At 73.3% G+C, this 14,616-nt stretch carries 13 protein-coding genes; 3 read left to right on the top strand and 10 right to left on the bottom strand.

The features are described 5' to 3' along the window. Nucleotides 1–37 precede the first annotated feature (37 nt). A complete protein-coding gene (locus tag H181DRAFT_RS19545; protein WP_045865825.1) occupies nt 38–685 on the top strand; it encodes a phosphatidylserine decarboxylase in 648 nt (215 codons plus the stop codon). Then, the gene (pssA, locus tag H181DRAFT_RS19540; protein WP_045865824.1) at nt 672–1,520 is read left to right on the top strand and encodes a CDP-diacylglycerol--serine O-phosphatidyltransferase; all 849 of its coding nucleotides are present in this window, start codon (nt 672–674) and stop codon (nt 1,518–1,520) included. Before H181DRAFT_RS19545 ends, pssA begins: the two co-directional genes overlap by 14 nt. 151 nt (nt 1,521–1,671) lie before the next feature. On the opposite strand, the gene H181DRAFT_RS19535 is transcribed toward pssA, so the two are convergent. The 9 genes from H181DRAFT_RS19535 to H181DRAFT_RS19495 all read right to left on the bottom strand — a co-directional run bounded on the left by H181DRAFT_RS19535 (nt 1,672) and on the right by H181DRAFT_RS19495 (nt 12,972). Beyond that, nucleotides 1,672–2,808 (bottom strand): glycerate kinase, encoded by a 1,137-nt coding sequence (locus tag H181DRAFT_RS19535; protein WP_045865823.1) that lies wholly within the window; start codon nt 2,806–2,808, stop codon nt 1,672–1,674. 186 nt (nt 2,809–2,994) lie between these two features. Then, nucleotides 2,995–4,422 (bottom strand): phytoene desaturase family protein, encoded by a 1,428-nt coding sequence (locus H181DRAFT_RS19530; protein ID WP_045865822.1) that lies wholly within the window; start codon nt 4,420–4,422, stop codon nt 2,995–2,997. A gap of 40 nt (nt 4,423–4,462) precedes the next feature. Beyond that, nucleotides 4,463–5,281: an inositol monophosphatase family protein gene (locus H181DRAFT_RS19525; RefSeq protein WP_045865821.1), complete on the bottom strand. Its 819-nt coding sequence runs from the start codon at nt 5,279–5,281 to the stop codon at nt 4,463–4,465. Between the two features lie 70 nt (nt 5,282–5,351). Next, entirely contained in the window at nt 5,352–7,226 is a 1,875-nt protein-coding gene (locus H181DRAFT_RS19520) for a gamma-glutamyltransferase family protein (protein WP_045865892.1), read from the bottom strand. 5 nt (nt 7,227–7,231) lie between these two features. Beyond that, nucleotides 7,232–8,365 carry an ABC transporter ATP-binding protein gene (locus H181DRAFT_RS19515; protein ID WP_045865820.1) on the bottom strand — a complete coding sequence of 378 codons (1,134 nt, stop codon included), beginning with the start codon at nt 8,363–8,365 and terminating at the stop codon, nt 7,232–7,234. Further along, nucleotides 8,362–9,453, bottom strand: coding sequence for an ABC transporter ATP-binding protein (locus H181DRAFT_RS19510; RefSeq protein ID WP_045865819.1), 1,092 nt, complete (start codon nt 9,451–9,453; stop codon nt 8,362–8,364). The genes H181DRAFT_RS19515 and H181DRAFT_RS19510 overlap by 4 nt, the downstream gene beginning before the upstream one ends. Further along, nucleotides 9,450–10,271, bottom strand: coding sequence for an ABC transporter permease (locus H181DRAFT_RS19505; protein WP_045865891.1), 822 nt, complete (start codon nt 10,269–10,271; stop codon nt 9,450–9,452). The genes H181DRAFT_RS19510 and H181DRAFT_RS19505 overlap by 4 nt, the downstream gene beginning before the upstream one ends. A 116-nt stretch (nt 10,272–10,387) precedes the next feature. Beyond that, entirely contained in the window at nt 10,388–11,341 is a 954-nt protein-coding gene (locus tag H181DRAFT_RS19500; RefSeq protein ID WP_045865818.1) for an ABC transporter permease, read from the bottom strand. Beyond that, nucleotides 11,338–12,972, bottom strand: coding sequence for an ABC transporter substrate-binding protein (locus H181DRAFT_RS19495; RefSeq protein ID WP_045865817.1), 1,635 nt, complete (start codon nt 12,970–12,972; stop codon nt 11,338–11,340). The genes H181DRAFT_RS19500 and H181DRAFT_RS19495 overlap by 4 nt, the downstream gene beginning before the upstream one ends. A 170-nt stretch (nt 12,973–13,142) precedes the next feature. Between H181DRAFT_RS19495 and H181DRAFT_RS19490 the strand changes: the two genes are divergently transcribed. After that, nucleotides 13,143–13,943, top strand: a complete 801-nt coding sequence (locus H181DRAFT_RS19490) for an SIR2 family NAD-dependent protein deacylase (RefSeq protein ID WP_078895844.1) — start codon at nt 13,143–13,145, stop codon at nt 13,941–13,943. A gap of 17 nt (nt 13,944–13,960) precedes the next feature. On the opposite strand, the gene H181DRAFT_RS19485 is transcribed toward H181DRAFT_RS19490, so the two are convergent. After that, a complete protein-coding gene (locus tag H181DRAFT_RS19485; protein ID WP_045865816.1) occupies nt 13,961–14,599 on the bottom strand; it encodes a hypothetical protein in 639 nt (212 codons plus the stop codon). Nucleotides 14,600–14,616: the final 17 nt, after the last annotated feature.

Below are 14,616 nucleotides of genomic sequence, written 5' to 3'. Positions count from 1 at the left end.
TCTGCAGCCGCGGCTCCCTCCGCTACGAAGGTCATACATGCCCCACAGCCCATCCTCTGCACCCAGCGGCCGAGTCCGCATCGCGCGCGGAGCGTCGCCGTGGCTTCTGCCGACAGTCGCGACCGCTGCCGTCAGCCTTCTGCGGGCGCGCCGCTCCAAGAGAGCGGCCGCGGTCGCCGTGCCCGCGACCGCACTCGCGGCGGGCATGCTGTGGTTCTTCCGCGACCCGGAGCGTGAGATCGCCGAGGGCCGTGTGATCTCCCCCGCAGACGGTGTGGTGCAGAGCATCATGCCGTGGCACGACGGCCGCACCCGCGTCGCCGTCTTCATGAGCCCCTTGAACGTGCACGTCAACCGCGCCCCGCTCGCGGGCACCATCTCGTCCGTGGAGCACATCCCCGGCGGCTACGTCCCCGCTTTCAACAAGGAGAGCGAGAACAACGAGCGCGTCGTGTGGCACTTCGACACCGAGATCGGCGACGTGGAGATGGTGCAGATCGCCGGTGCCGTGGCCCGCCGGATCGTTCCCTACGTGCCGCAGGGCTGCAAGGTCGAGCAGGGCGACCGGATCGGACTCATCCGCTTCGGCTCCCGGGTCGACGTCTACCTGCCTGAAGGGGTCGAGGCCGGCGTCGAGGTCGGCCAGGCCACTACCGCGGGGGTGACTCGCCTTGACCGTGATTGATCCCGACACACAGGCTGCCGCCTGGGTCGCCGAGGCCGAAGAGGACGACGAGATGCCGCTGTCGACGCGGCTGTCGATAGCGGACACCCTCACCCTCGGCAACGCCACCTGCGGCTTCATGGCGGTGTACTTCACGACCACCGGCGTCCTCATCCCGCATCTGACGGGCAGCGAGGACGGCGGCATGGCCCGGCACAGCGCGGCGACAGCCGTGATGCTGATGCTGCTGGCCTCGGTCTTCGATCTCTTCGACGGGCTGGTCGCGCGGAAGCTGCGCAGCTCGGCCATGGGTGCGGAGCTGGACAACCTCTCCGACCTCATCAGCTTCGGGCTGGCGCCCGCCTACTTCGTCGCCACGTGGGGCATGGTCGCCAACGACGCGAACCAGCACGTCTCCGTCGTCGCCGCGGTCGTGGTGCTGCTGGCGGTGGTGCTGCGGCTTGCCCGGTTCTCGTGCGTGCCCATGCGGGACGGGATGTTCCAGGGCATGCCGGGGCCGTTCGGCGCCCTGACGGTCGTGTCGATCGTCCTGCTGGAGCTGCCGTTCGTGCCGACGCTGCTGGCCATCATGGGCGTCGCGTGGCTGATGGTGAGCCGCGTCGAGTACCCCAAGCCGCGCGGACGGCTCGCGGTGGCGATGCTCGCGTGGATCATGGCGAGCATGGGCCTGCTGGCGGCCTGGGCGTTCGACGCGCCGGGCGGCGAACTGCTCATGCAGACCGGCTGCGCGCTCCAGGTCGTACTGGGCGCCGTCATCCCGCTGTTCGCGACGGCACGCCGCGTGCACACCTTCCGCGACAACCGCCGCGAGGCGCGCACAGCAGCGCAGGGCTGACGCCGAGCAGAAAACCGCGCATGAGAGGGCCCGGCCGCATTCCGCGGCCGGGCCCTCTCATGTGATGACGGGGCGCCGTCCCCCGCACACGGCGCCGGACAGCCGGAGGGCCGGAGGGCCGGACAGCCGGGTCGAACCGTCCGGCCCGCGGTCAGAGGCGTTCCTCCGCCAGGCGCTCGGCCAGCTTCTCCAGCAGGGGGCCCGCCTCGGACATGCAGCGCCCGGTGTCCTTCTCCACGTCCGTCAGGGCGTAGACGCGCTCGAACCCGGCGCCCTTGAGGGCCTTGCCGTCCAGCTTCAGCTGCCCGCACACGCCCAGCACGGGCTTGCCCTGCTTGCGCGCCGCCGCGGCGACCCCTGCCGGGGCCTTGCCGTGCAGCGTCTGGGCGTCCAGCGACCCCTCCCCCGTGACGACGAGGTCCGCGCGCTCCAGGGCCGAGGCGAAGCCGAGCACCTCGAGGAGCACGTCGATGCCGGGACGGAACGTCGCGTTGAGGCCGACGAGCGCGCCGTAGCCGATGCCGCCCGCCGCTCCGGCGCCGGGGGCGTCGGCCGTCTCGGCCGCCCTCGGGCCGACCGACTCGCCCATGACCTTCACGAAGTGGGTGAGTGCCGCGTCGAGGACGTTCACGTCCTGCTCCCCGGCGCCCTTCTGCGGGCCGTAGACGGAGGCGGCGCCCTTCGGCCCTGTCAGGGGGTTGTCGACGTCGCTCGCGAGGACGACCTCGATGTCGGCGAACCGCTCGTCGACGCCGGACAGGTCCGCCGAGACCATCTCCACCAGCGGCCCTCCCCCGTGGGGGATCTGGTCGCCGTCCTCGTCGAGGAAGCGGGCGCCGAGCGCTTCGAGCATGCCGGCTCCGCCGTCCGTCGTGGCGGATCCGCCGACGCCGAGGACGACGGTACGGGCCCCCGCGTCGACAGCGGCGAGCAGCAGTTCGCCGGTGCCGCGCGTGGTGGCCGTCAGCGGCGCGTACACGGTGGGCGGCATGAGCTGGAGGCCGGACGCCTCGGCCATCTCGACCACGGCGGTGTCGCCGCGCAGAGCGAACGCGGCGGTGACCGGCGCGCCGAGCGGGCCGGTCACCTCCACCTCGTGCCGCTCGAAGCCGGCCGCGACCGCCGCGGCCACGGTGCCGTCGCCGCCGTCGGCGACGGGCAGCGACTCCACGCTCGTCTCCGGGCGGACCCGCCTGATCCCGGCTGTGATGCGCTCAGCGACCTCGACGGCCGTCAGTGAGCCCTTGAACTTGTCCGCGGCGATCAGTACGCGCGCCGTCGTCGTCATTTTCTGCCCCTGGGTCTCTTTCGCTTTCGAACAGGCAGTCGCGCCGAGGCGACCCTATCCGGCTGTGACCCCTGCCCACCATGGGCCGTGCAAACGTCAACTGCCGCGAATCCGCCGCCCGCCAGCGCCGGCCGGTGCGCGGCTCCGGGCGGGGCCCGCCGGACCCCGCAGGACGGGCGGGGCCCGTCAGTCCTGCCGGCGCAGCCGCCGCCAGACGGCGCGTGCCGCGTGGTGGCCGGACATGCCGTGCACTCCCGGGCCGGGCGGCGTGGAGGACGAGCAGATGAACACCGCCGGGTGCGCCGTGCCGTACGGGAGCGTCGTCAGCTTCGGGCGGATCAGGAACTGCAGGCCGTCGACGGCGCCCGCCGCGAAGTCGCCGCCGACGTAGTTGGCGTTGCGGGCGGCGAGCTGGGGCGGGCCGGCCGTGGCGCGCGCCAGCACCAGATCGCGGAATCCCGGTGCGAACCGCTCCAGTTGGCGCTCCACGGCGTCCGTCGCGTCGCCTTCCCAGCCGTTCGGGACGTGGCCGTACGCCCAGAAGACGTGCTTGCCCTCGGGGGCGCGGCCCGGATCGACGAGGGTGGGCTGCGCGGTGATCAGGAACGGCCGCTCGGGGGCCCGCCCGGAGACGGCGTCCTTGAGGGCCGTGCCCATCGCCCCGGCCGTCGGCCCGATGTGCACGGCGCCCGCGCGGCGTGCCTCCGGTGACGTCCAGGGCACCGGGCCGTCCAGCGCGTAGTCGATCTTGAAGACGCTCGCGCCGTAGCGGAAGCCGTCATAGGCGTTGCCCAGGCCGGCGATCCGGGTCAGCGCCCTCGGCGAGGTGTCGAAGATGTAGGCCCTGGCGGGCGGCAGTTCGTCGAGGCGCTTGACCTCGGTGCCCGTGTGGATCACGCCGCCGTTCGCGCGCAGGTACCCGGCGAGCGCGTCGGAGACGGCCTGGGAGCCGCCGCGTGCGAGGGGCCAGCCCTGCCCGTGCGCGGAGAGGGCGAAGCACAGAGCCGCACCGCTCACGCCGGGTGTGCTGAACGGCGCGATGACGTGCGCGCCCATTCCCGCCATCAGGGCCCGCGCCTTCTCGTCCCGGAAGCGCCGGTTGAGCCAGCTGATCGGCTGGAGCGCCTGCAGCCCGAACCGCGCGAGCAGCACCGGGTTCCGGGGGAGGCGGCCGTTGAACCAGGAGCCCATGCCCATGAAGTCCTCGGCCAGCTCCTCCCACCGTTCGAGGAAGGGCTCCACCATCCGGCGGTAGGTGCCGGCGTCCCGCGGCCCGAGCGACAGCGCCGTCTCGGTGACCGAGCGGGAGAGCACGGCCGACGTGCCGTCGGGGAAGGGGTTGGCCAGGCACAGCTCGGGGTGGAGCCACTCCAGCCCGTACTCGTGCAGCGGCATCCGGTTGAAGGCGGGCGAGTTGGCGCCGGTGGGGTGGACCGCCGAGCAGGGGTCGTGCCGGAAGCCGGGGAGGGTGAGCTCCTCGGTGCGCGCCCCGCCGCCGACGGTGTCCCTGGCCTCGAACACCTCGACGGAGAAGCCGCGGCGGGCGAGTTCGACCGCCGCGGTCAGTCCGTTGGGTCCGGCTCCGACGACGACCGCGTCACGGATCGATGGCACTGGCGGCTCTCCCCTCGCCTTTGAGGTCGGTCGCCGACGGTCAGCTGCCGGCGCGCAGCAGCCCCACCATACGCCGCGCGGTGCCCGCGTCCCGCGCCGCGGTGAAGGGAAGAGCGTTGCCGCCCGCGAGCCGGAACGGCTCCCCGTCGAGCGTGGAGTTGGCGCCTCCGGCCTCGGAGACGAGCAGCAGCCCCGCGGCGTGGTCCCACGCCGCCTCCCAGCTGAAGGCGACGGCGTCGAGCGTGCCGCGGGCGACGCTCAGGTACTCCACTCCCGCCGAGCCGCAGGGGCGCGGTGAGACGCCTTCGGTGCGCAGCCCGAGCAGCGCGTGCTTCTGCGCCTCCGTGGTGAAGTCCGGGTGGGAGGTGGCCACTTCGAGGGTCCTGCCGTCCTCGGGGCGCCCGGCGACGAGGGCCTCGCCGTTGAGCAGCGCGCCTCCCCTGTGCCGGGCGACGGCCATCTCGCCGGGCACGGGGACGTACGTCCACGAGGCGAGGATCTCGCCGTAGCGGGCCAGGGCGACGAGGGTGCAGAAGCCCTCGTGCCCGCGGACGAACTGCCGCGTGCCGTCGATGGGGTCGACGATCCAGACGGGGGCCTCGCCGTGGAGCGCCTCGTAGACGGCGGGCTTGGCGTGCACCGCCTCCTCGCCGACGACGACGGAGCCGGGGAGCAGCGCCGCCAGCGTGCGGCTGAGGCTCTCCTCGGCGCGCTGGTCGGCGACGGTGACGAGGTCGTGCGGGCCGCTCTTCTGCACCACGTCGTCGTCGGAGAGCTGCCGCCACCGCGGCATCACCTCCTCGGCGACCGTCCGCCGGATGGCTCCTTCGACCGCTGCGGCCAGCTCATCGTCGATCATGCGCTCAATGGAAGCACGTGCGGTGCCGTCGCCGGTGCCGCGGGTGTGGGAGTGGTACCGGGCACGGGCGTCACCGGCCCACCGCGTAGCCCTGCATGCCGCGCGGGTTCGCGGCGGCGCTCAGTACGCCCGTCTCCGGATCGCGCGCCACGGCGCACAGCCTGCCCTCCGACCATGCGGGTCCCTCCTCGACGTCGTGTCCGCGCGCCCTGAGGCCGTCGGTCATCCGGCGTCCGGCGCGGGACTCCACGGTGACGCTGCCCGGCCGCATCGCGCGCGGGAAGAACGAGCCGGGGAAGCTCTCGGTGTGCCAGTTGGGGGCGTCCACGGCTCCCTGGAGGTCGAGCCCGCCGCGCACGCGGGGGCGCAGCGCGGCGGCGAGGAAGAAGTGCGTCTGCCACTGGTCCTGCTGGTCCCCTCCGGGGGTGCCGAAGGCGAGCACGGGGACGCCGCCGCGCAGGGCGAGGGAGGGCGTCAGGGTGGTGCGGGGGCGGCGGCCGGGGGTGAGCGAGTTGGGCAGGCCGGGCTCCAGCCACGTCATCTGGAGCCGGGTGCCGAGCGGGAAGCCCAGTTCGGGTATGACGGGGTTGGAGTGCAGCCAGCCGCCGCTGGGGGTGGCGCTGACCATGTTGCCCCACCGGTCGACGACGTCGAGGTGGCAGGTGTCGCCGCGGGTCGCGCCGTCCCTGGCGACCGTCGGCTCGCCCGCTCCCGCCGCGCCGGCGCCGCCCGGCCCGCCCGCCATCCGGAAGGCGTCGCGGCCCCGTGCGACCTCGGCGGCGTGCGCCGCGAGACGCGGCGACCGTCCGCCGGGGCTGCCGGGCCGCAGCTCACGGGACGCGGTGTCGCCGACCAGGGCGCGGCGGCCTTCGTTGTAGCCGTCCGAGAGCAGCGTCTCCACGGGGACGGAGCCGGCGCCCTCCGCGTCGCCGTACCACGCCTCCCGGTCGGCCATGGCGAGCTTCGTGCCCTCGATGAGGCGGTGGACGAACGCGGGGTCGCGGAAGCCGCCGCCCGCCGCGCCGTCCTCGCCGGAACCGTCGCCGAACTCGACGTCGGAGGCGGTCAGTCCGGGCAGCAGCGCGAGCTGCTGCAGCATGCTCGGGCCCTGCGACCAGGCGGCGGCCTTGCAGACGGTCCAGCCGTTCCACTCGTAGGTGACGGGGTCCTCGTACGTGGCCTCCCAGCCCGCCAGGTCGTCCCCCGTGAGGGTCCCGGTGTGCCGCTCGCCCGAGGTGTCCGTGGTGGGGCGTGCGGAGGCGGCCAGCAGCGCTTCGGCGACGAAGCCCTCACGCCACACGCGGCGGGCGGCCTCGATGCGCTGCTCGCGGCCGGGGCCGGCCGCCGCCGCTTCGGCGAGCAGGCGGCGCCAGGTGGCCGCGAGCGCCGGGTTCCTCAGCAGGCGGCCCGGAGCGGGCGGACGTCCGCCGGGCAGGTAGAGGGCCGCCGAGGTCGTCCATTCCGTCTCGAAGAGCTCCCGCACGGTCTCCACCGTCTCGCCGACGCGTTCGACGGCGGGGTGGCCGCGTTCCGCGTAGCCGATCGCGTAGTCCAGGACCCTCTCCAGGGAGAGGGTGCCGTGGTCGCGCAGCAGCGTCATCCAGGCGTCGAACGCGCCGGGGACCGCGGCGGCCAGCGGGCCCGTGCCGGGGACGAGTTCGAGACCGAGGGACCTGTAGTGCCCGATGGTCGCGCCGCCCGGTGCGACGCCCTGCCCGCACAGCACCCGCACGGGACCCTCGGCGGGAGCGACGATGAGCGGCACCTCACCGGCGGGACCGTTCAGATGCGGCTCGACGACCTGGAGGACGAAGCCCGCGGCGACGGCGGCGTCGTAGGCGTTGCCGCCGTCCTCGAGTACGGCCATCGCCGTCTGCGAGGCGATCCAGTGGGTGGAGGAGGCCATGCCGAAGGTGCCTTGGAGGGTGGGTCGGGTGGTGAACACGGGCGTTACGGCTTCCTGTCGACGTCGGTGGTGCCGGGAGAGGGCTGTGCCGGGACTTGCGGGTCGATTGTGCGCGGACGCGGCCGGGCGGCGTCCGGTGCGGTGCCGTCGTCCTCGACGAGGTGGCAGGCGACCTGCCGGCCGCCGCCCGGAAGGGTGCGGTGCTCAGGGGCCTCCGTGCGGCAGCGTTCGACGGCGAGCGGGCAGCGGGTGTGGAAGCGGCAGTAGCCGACCGCGTGGCCCGAGGACGTCCTGGGGAAGACGGGGCTGGGCAGGTCGCCGTGGAGGACGATCCTCCCCCTGCCTTCGGCGGGGGAACCCCCGCGCGCTCGCCTCACCGCCGGGTCGGGGACGGGGACGGCCGAGAGCAGGGCCTGGGTGTACGGGTGCTTGGGAGCGGCGAACAGCTCGGCGGCGGGGGCCTGTTCGACGATCTCGCCCAGGTACATCACGGCGATCCGGTCGGCGAGGAACTCCACGGCCGCCAGGTCGTGGGTGATGAACAGGCAGCCGAAGCCGCGGTCCCGCTGGAGGTCCGCGAGCAGGTTCAGCACGGACGCCTGCACCGAGACGTCCAGGGCGGAGGTCGGTTCGTCCGCCACGAGGAGCAGCGGATCGACGGCGAGCGCGCGGGCGATGGAGACCCTCTGCCGCTGGCCGCCCGAGAGTTCGTGCGGGCGTCGTTCCGCCAGCTCGGGCCGGAGCCCCACCTGCTCCAGCAGCTCCGCCACCCTGCTGCGCAGCACGTCGCCTCTCGCCAGGCGGTGCAGCACCAGCGGCTCGGCGACGATGCGGGCGACGCTCATCCTCGGGTCCAGCGACGCGGAAGGGTCCTGGTAGACGAGGTGGAAGTCCTTGCGCAGGGGACGCAGCCGGCGACGGGAGAGCCGCGTGACGTCCACGCCCCCGATGCGGACCGTCCCCCCGGTGGGTTCGTCGAGGCGGACGACGCACTGCCCGACGGTCGACTTGCCGGACCCCGACTCCCCCACGAGACCGACGACTTCGCCGCGTCCGACGGTGAGGGAGACCCCGTCGACGGCGCGCACGGTGCTGCGGCCGGGACCGGGGAAGTGGCGTACGAGGCCGCGTACTTCGAGAGCGGGAGGCCTGCCGCCCCCGGTGTGCTGGGAGGTCACGGTGCCGCCTCCTCGGTGGCTTCGGCCGGTGCGCCCGCGACGTCGAGGGGATGCCAGCAGGCCGCGGTGTGCGGAGCTTCCCGCCGCCCGCCGCCGGGCCACGCCGGCGTCTCCAGCAGGGGCCGCCGCGACGTGCACAGGGCGTCCGCGTGCGGGCAGCGCGGGGCGAACGTGCAGCGGTCCGGCTGGGTCTCCAGGCCGGGGACGAGCCCGGGTATCTCCCGCAGCCTCGGGCGCCTGCCCTCGGCGAGGGCGGCCGCCCGGCCGCCGGGCCGGGGCACGGCGTCGAGCAGGCCGCGGGTGTAGGGATGCCGGGGCGCAGCGAACAGGTCCTCGACGGGGGCGTGTTCGACGGCACGGCCCGCGTACATCACCAGGACGCGGTCCGCGGTGTGCGCGACGACGCCCAGGTCGTGGGTGATCAGCACGACCGCCGTGCCGAGCCGTTCCCTGAGCGCGCCGAGCACGTCCAGCACACCGGCCTGGACGGTCACGTCGAGCGCCGTGGTGGGCTCGTCCGCGATCAGTACGGCCGGGTCGCAGGCGACGGCGATGGCGAGCATGACGCGCTGGCGCATGCCGCCCGAGAGCTGGTGCGGGTACTCGTGGACGCGCCGACGCGGGTCCGGTATGCCCACCGTCTCCAGCAGTTCGGCGGAACGCTGCCGCGCCTCGCGCCTGCCCAGCCCCTGGTGGCGGCGGAGCACTTCGCCGATCTGGCGTCCCACCGTGAGCACCGGGTTGAGCGACGTCATGGGCTCCTGGAAGACCATCGACATCTCGCTGCCCCGTACGGACCGCAGCTCCTTCTCGTCCGCGCCCGCGAGTTCCCTTCCGCGGAGGGTCACGGAGCCTCCGACGCGGGCCGCCGGGGGCAGCAGGCCCATGACCGCGAGGGACGTCACCGACTTCCCGCACCCCGACTCGCCTACGACGGCGAGGACTTCGCCGGGTGCGACGTCGAAGCTGACGCCGTCCACGGCGTGTACGTCGGCCTCCCCGCCCTCCTCGCCGCGGAAGGAGACGGACAGGTCCCGTACGCGCAGCACGGACGTGCTGCCGGCGGTGTCGTTCACCGGGTCGTTCACCGGGTCGCCCCTCTCGGGTCGAGTACGTCGCGCAGCCCGTCGCCGAAGAGGTTGAAGGCCAGCGTCGCCACGACGATGGCGAGGCCGGGGAAGACGGCCGTCCAGGGTGCGGCGGCGATGTAGGGCTGCGCGCTGGAGAGCATCACCCCCAGTGAGGGGTCGGGCGGCTGGACACCCAGCCCGAGGAAGCTCAGCAGCGCCTCGCCGATGATGGCCGTAGGGACGCCGACCGTGGCCTGCACGAGCAGTGCGGAGGCGGCATTGGGGAGGATGTGGCGGACGAGGACGACGCCGTCGCCGCCGCCGCTGGCGACCGCGGCTCCCACGTAGTCGAGGTGCTTCAGGCGCAGCGTCTCGGCGCGCGTGACCCGAATGACCTGCGGGACGAGGGAGACGCCGATGGCGACGGTGGCGTTGAGCAGCGACGGGCCGAGCACGGCGGCCAGCCCGACGGCCAGCACCAGGAACGGGAAGGCCAGCAGGGTGTCGGTGATGCGGGAGACCAGCGGGTCGGCGAACCTCTCGTAGTAGCCCGCGATCAGGCCGAGCGGCACGCCCGCCAGGAAGGCCAGCGCCACCGCCAGCACGCCGACCTGCATCGAGGCGCGGGCGCCGTGGACGACGCGGGAGAGCTGGTCGCGGCCGAGGTCGTCGGTGCCCAGCCAGTGGCTCCAGCCGGGCGGGGCGAGGGCGGAGCCGAAGTCGGCTCGCGCGGGGTCGTACGGCGAGATGAGCGGGGCTGCCAGCGCGGCCAGGACGAAGAGGGCCGCGATGACGGCGCCGGTGAACGCGAGCCTGTTGCGCCGCAGCCGGCGCAGGAGGCCGGGGCGGCGGCGTTCGGGGGCCGTGGCCCGGTCGTCCTCGGGGCCGCCCGGTCCGGCGGCGTCGGCTCCGGCCGGCCCGTGGGCCGTTCCGCTGTGGACGGCGTCCGTGCTCACTGGGCACCTCCGAGCCGGATCCGCGGATCGATGACGGAGTAGAGGAGGTCGACGGCGAGGTTGACCAGGATGTAGCCGGTGGCCGTGAAGAGGACGACTCCCTGGACCATGGCGTAGTCGCGGGTGAAGACGGCGTCGATCATCAGCTTGCCGAAACCGGGGAGGACGAAGATCTGCTCCGTGACGACGGCTCCCGAGATGAGGTGGCCGAGCTGGAGGCCGAGGACGGTGACGACGGTGACGAGCGAGTTCCGCAGGGCGTGCCCTCCGACGACCTGGTGGGGCGCGAGGCCCTTGGCGCGGGCGGTGCGCACGTAGTCCGCGGACAGCGACTCCAGCATCGCCGCCCGCGTCTGGCGCATCACGACGGCCGCCAGGCCGCTGCCCAGGACGACGACGGGGAGCACCATCCGGCGGAGGTTCTCCAGCGGGTCCTCGCCGAAGGGCACGAAGCCGGACGCGGCGAAGACGGGCACGGCGATGGCGAAGGCGAGGATGAGCAGGATGCCGAGCCAGAAGTTGGGCACCGAAAGTCCCAGCAGCGCAACGGTGTTGGCGATCCACTCCGCGGGCTGCCCCCTGCGCACGGCCGCGGTGACGCCGGCGCCGATGCCGACGACGACGGCCAGCAGCAGGGAGAGGAAGGCCAGTTCGAGCGTGACGGGAAGGGCGTCGAAGATGCCGTCGGTGACGGGGAGCCCGGTGCGGGCGGAGGTGCCGAGGTCGCCGCTGACGGCGTTCTCGACGTAACGGGCGTACTGCACGGCGATGTTCTGGTCCAGCCCGTACTGGCGGCGGATCGCGTCGAGCGCCTCGGGCGTGGTCTCCTCCCCTGCCAGGGCCCTCGCGGTGTCGCCGGGCATGGCCCGCACTCCGGCGAAGACGACGATGCTCACCATGACCAGCGTCAGCGCCGACTGGCCGAGGCGGCGCAGCAGATACCGGGTCATCGGTCCCCCGCCTCCGTCCCGCCGCCGTAGCCGGCGTTCTCGACGCGTATCAGCCCGTCGCCGTAGACGCGCAGACCGGCCACGTCCTCGGTGGCGACGACGTAGTTGCGCTGCCGGTAGAGGTAGATCAGTCCGAACTGGCCGTTCACGGCCTCGGTGAGGTCCCGGTAGATCTTCTTGCGCTCGGCGGGGTCGGAGGTGCGCCGTCCGTCCTCGATGAGCCCGTCGATCCGTTCGTCGGAGATGCCGGAGCGGTTCTCGGAGCCGAGGGTGCCGGCGAAGGCGTCGATGTTGCCCGCCGGGTCGAGCCGCCCGGACCAGCCGACGGAGACCGCCTCGAAGTCGCCCTTGTCGGCGTGTTCGAGGAGCGTCGTGAACTCGGTGGGCCTCAGACGCACTTGGAAGCCTGCGTCCTTCGCCATGGCCTGTACGACCTGGCCCAGTCGCATGTCCTCCACGGTGTTGGAGATGGTCAGTTCGACGGGGACCCTGCCCTTCTCCCCCGCCTCTTCGAGGAGCCGGCGGGCGCGTTCGAGGTCGCGTCCGGGGCAGCGTGTCCTCGTGCCCAGTTCGCTGGAGGGCGCCACGGGGCCGCAGGCCGTGTCGTACATGCCCTGGAAGACGATCTTGTTGATGAGCCGCCTGTCCAGGGAGAGGGCGAAGGCCTCGCGCACGCGCTTGTCGCGGGCCAGGGCGCCGCCCACCTTGCCGGGCGGCTTTCCCAGGCCGCGGGAGTTTCCGATGTTCACCGTGAGCCCCTGGTAGCCGAGGGTCGGCGAGTTGAAGAGCTGCAAGGTGTCGTCCGTGAGCGCGCTCTGCACCTCCAGCGGCGCGGTCTGGTCGCTGACCTGCGCGTCGCCTGAACGCAGGTTCGCCAGGCGGACGTTGCCGTCGATGATGGTGCGGTAGACGACCTTCTCCAGGTGGACGTCCTTCGCCGCGTAGTAGTGCGGGTCCTTCTCCAGCACGATCCGGTCGCCCGTCACGCGGTCCTTGAAGCGGAACGGCCCGACGCACGACGGGTGGGTCGCGAAGTCCTCCCCGTACTTCTTCAGCGCCCTGGGGGACATGACCATCCCCGAACGGTCGGCGAGCGCGCCGAGCAGCGGCTCGTACGGCTCCTTCAGGCGCAGTTCGACGCGGTTGCCGTCCAGCGTCCCGATGCTCTCGACGGGTTCGAGTTCGCTGGCGCGCGCGGAGGCGGGCAGGTCGCGGTGGCGCTTGAGGGACGTCGCGACGGCCTCGGCGTCCATGCGCGTACCGTCGCTGAAGCGGGCGTCGCGGCGGACGGTCAGCACGACGCGCTTCCCGCGGTCGCTCACCTCCGGCATCCCGGCGGCGAGTTGGGGCCTGATGCGGTTGTCCGCGTCGGTGTCGTAGAGCTTCTGGCACATCGCGGCGAAGACGGTGCGTCCGACAAGGGTGCTGCCGAGGCTCGGATCGAGCTTGTCCGGGTCGGACTTGAGGGCGACGGTGAGCGTGCCGCCGTCCCGGACGGGCCGGTCGTCGCTCATGCGGACTCCGCCGACCTCGGTCGCCGACGTCGTCAGCGAAGCGCACCCCGTGGCGCCGAGTGCCACGGCGGCGGTGAGGGCCGCGGCACGCGTGGGGAGCGGTACGCGACGGCGCATGACGGCCCACCTCTCAGCGGAAACGGCAGGACGCGGGCGACAGTATGTCGTATACACCGACCTGGCAAGGGCTTGCTTGAAGACTGGACGATCACCCGGATCGGCGCGGCGGACGGCGGAACAACCCGGTGTGACCTGCGTTCCGCTGCGTCTGACTACCCTTGGCGGGCATGGCGACCTCCCCCGGACCCACACCGGACCGGCACTCCCCCGACCCCCGGCGCGGGGACGGCCACCGTTCGCGGCACGGCCCCCTCGTGGCGATCCTCAGCGGCGCGGGCATCTCCACCGACTCCGGAATCCCCGACTACCGCGGCCCGCAGGGGCTGTGGCGCAAGGACCCGGACGCCGAGAAGCTGGTCACGTACGACTACTACATGACCGATCCGGACATCCGGCGCCGCTCCTGGCTGATGCGCCGCGACAGCCCGGCCTGGAAGGCCCGCCCGAACGCCGCGCACGAGGCGGTGGCGCGGTTCGAGCAGTCGGGCAGGCCCGTGCGCGTCATCACCCAGAACGTGGACGGACTGCACCAGCTCGCCGGACTCCCCGACCGCAAGGTGCTGGAGCTGCACGGCAGTTCACGCACGGTGGTCTGCACGCAGTGCGGAGCCTCCTCGCCCATGGAGGAGGCGCTGCGGCGGGTGGAGGCGGGCGAGGACGACCCGGAGTGCGCCGAGTGCAGCGGCATCCTCAAGTCGGCGACCGTCATGTTCGGGCAGGCCCTCGATCCCGAAGTCCTCGGCCAGGCGGTGGGCGTGGCCAAGGCGTGCGACGTGTTCCTGGCCGTCGGCACGTCGCTCCAGGTGCAGCCCGCCGCCTCGCTGGCGGAGATCGCCGTCGAGCACGGGGCGCGCCTCGTCATCGTCAACGCGGAGCCCACGCCGTACGACGGGATGGCTGACGAGGTCGTGCGCGAGCCGATCGGCGAGGCCCTGCCGCGGCTCTTGGAGGAGCTGGGCCCCGCCTGACCGGCCCGGCGGCCGCCTCACCGGCTGAAGCGACCGCGGAGATAGCCGAGTTCGAGGTAGCGGACGCGGGTGCCCCACGAGGCGAGGTCGGACGTGTCGGCCAGGACGTCGTGCCAGGGCTCGGCGCCCGAAGCCGCCCCCTTGCCGGAAGCAGCCGTGCCGGGAGCCGTCCTGCCGGAGCGGGCACGGCGGCCGCGCGCGGGCGCCACGGCGCCGGGGTGTCCGGCCCGGAGCCGGACGCCCGACCGCGCCGCGGACGGGCGGACAGGCTCCCGGTAGCCCGCCGAGAACGTGCTCGCGAGCTCGTTCAGGGCGATGAGGCCCAGCAGGTTTTCCTCGGGATCCTCGGGGTCCGAGGGCTCGGTGAGGGCGTACCACAGGAGGGGCAGGTTCGGCAGCCGCACAGCGGGCCGGAAGCGGTACACCGATCGCTCGATCTTGATCGAGCCGACGCGCGGCAACCCGGCCTTGCGGAGCGGGACGACCTTCGGCTTGCCGCCGGTCCACGTCAGGTACCGGGTGCGGCCCCTGTAGCCGGGCTCGCTGAAGACCGTGGCGTGGAGGTGTTCCCCGCGACCGGACCAGCGGTTGTGCAGCAGGCCCGCGCCGATCGCGGAGGCCAGGCCCGCCAGTAGATATCCCGTACTGCGGTTCATCGGGCGCGACACCTCGC

Origin of the sequence: Streptomyces sp. WMMB 714 (assembly GCF_900090125.1) — a bacterium.
Lineage (GTDB): Bacteria > Actinomycetota > Actinomycetes > Streptomycetales > Streptomycetaceae > Streptomyces > Streptomyces daqingensis.
This window is presented reverse-complemented; position numbering and strand designations above follow the sequence as displayed.

Excerpts from the sequence above, each read along its gene's own strand:
- H181DRAFT_RS19545 (WP_045865825.1), top strand. The coding sequence starts at position 38 with ATGCCCCACAGCCCATCCTCTGCACCCAGCGGCCGAGTCCGCATCGCG.
- H181DRAFT_RS19535 (WP_045865823.1), bottom strand. The coding sequence starts at position 2,808 with ATGACGACGACGGCGCGCGTACTGATCGCCGCGGACAAGTTCAAGGGC.
- H181DRAFT_RS19525 (WP_045865821.1), bottom strand. The coding sequence starts at position 5,281 with ATGATCGACGATGAGCTGGCCGCAGCGGTCGAAGGAGCCATCCGGCGG.
- H181DRAFT_RS19500 (WP_045865818.1), bottom strand. The coding sequence starts at position 11,341 with ATGACCCGGTATCTGCTGCGCCGCCTCGGCCAGTCGGCGCTGACGCTG.
- H181DRAFT_RS19495 (WP_045865817.1), bottom strand. The coding sequence starts at position 12,972 with ATGCGCCGTCGCGTACCGCTCCCCACGCGTGCCGCGGCCCTCACCGCC.
- H181DRAFT_RS19490 (WP_078895844.1), top strand. The coding sequence starts at position 13,143 with ATGGCGACCTCCCCCGGACCCACACCGGACCGGCACTCCCCCGACCCC.
- H181DRAFT_RS19485 (WP_045865816.1), bottom strand. The coding sequence starts at position 14,599 with ATGAACCGCAGTACGGGATATCTACTGGCGGGCCTGGCCTCCGCGATC.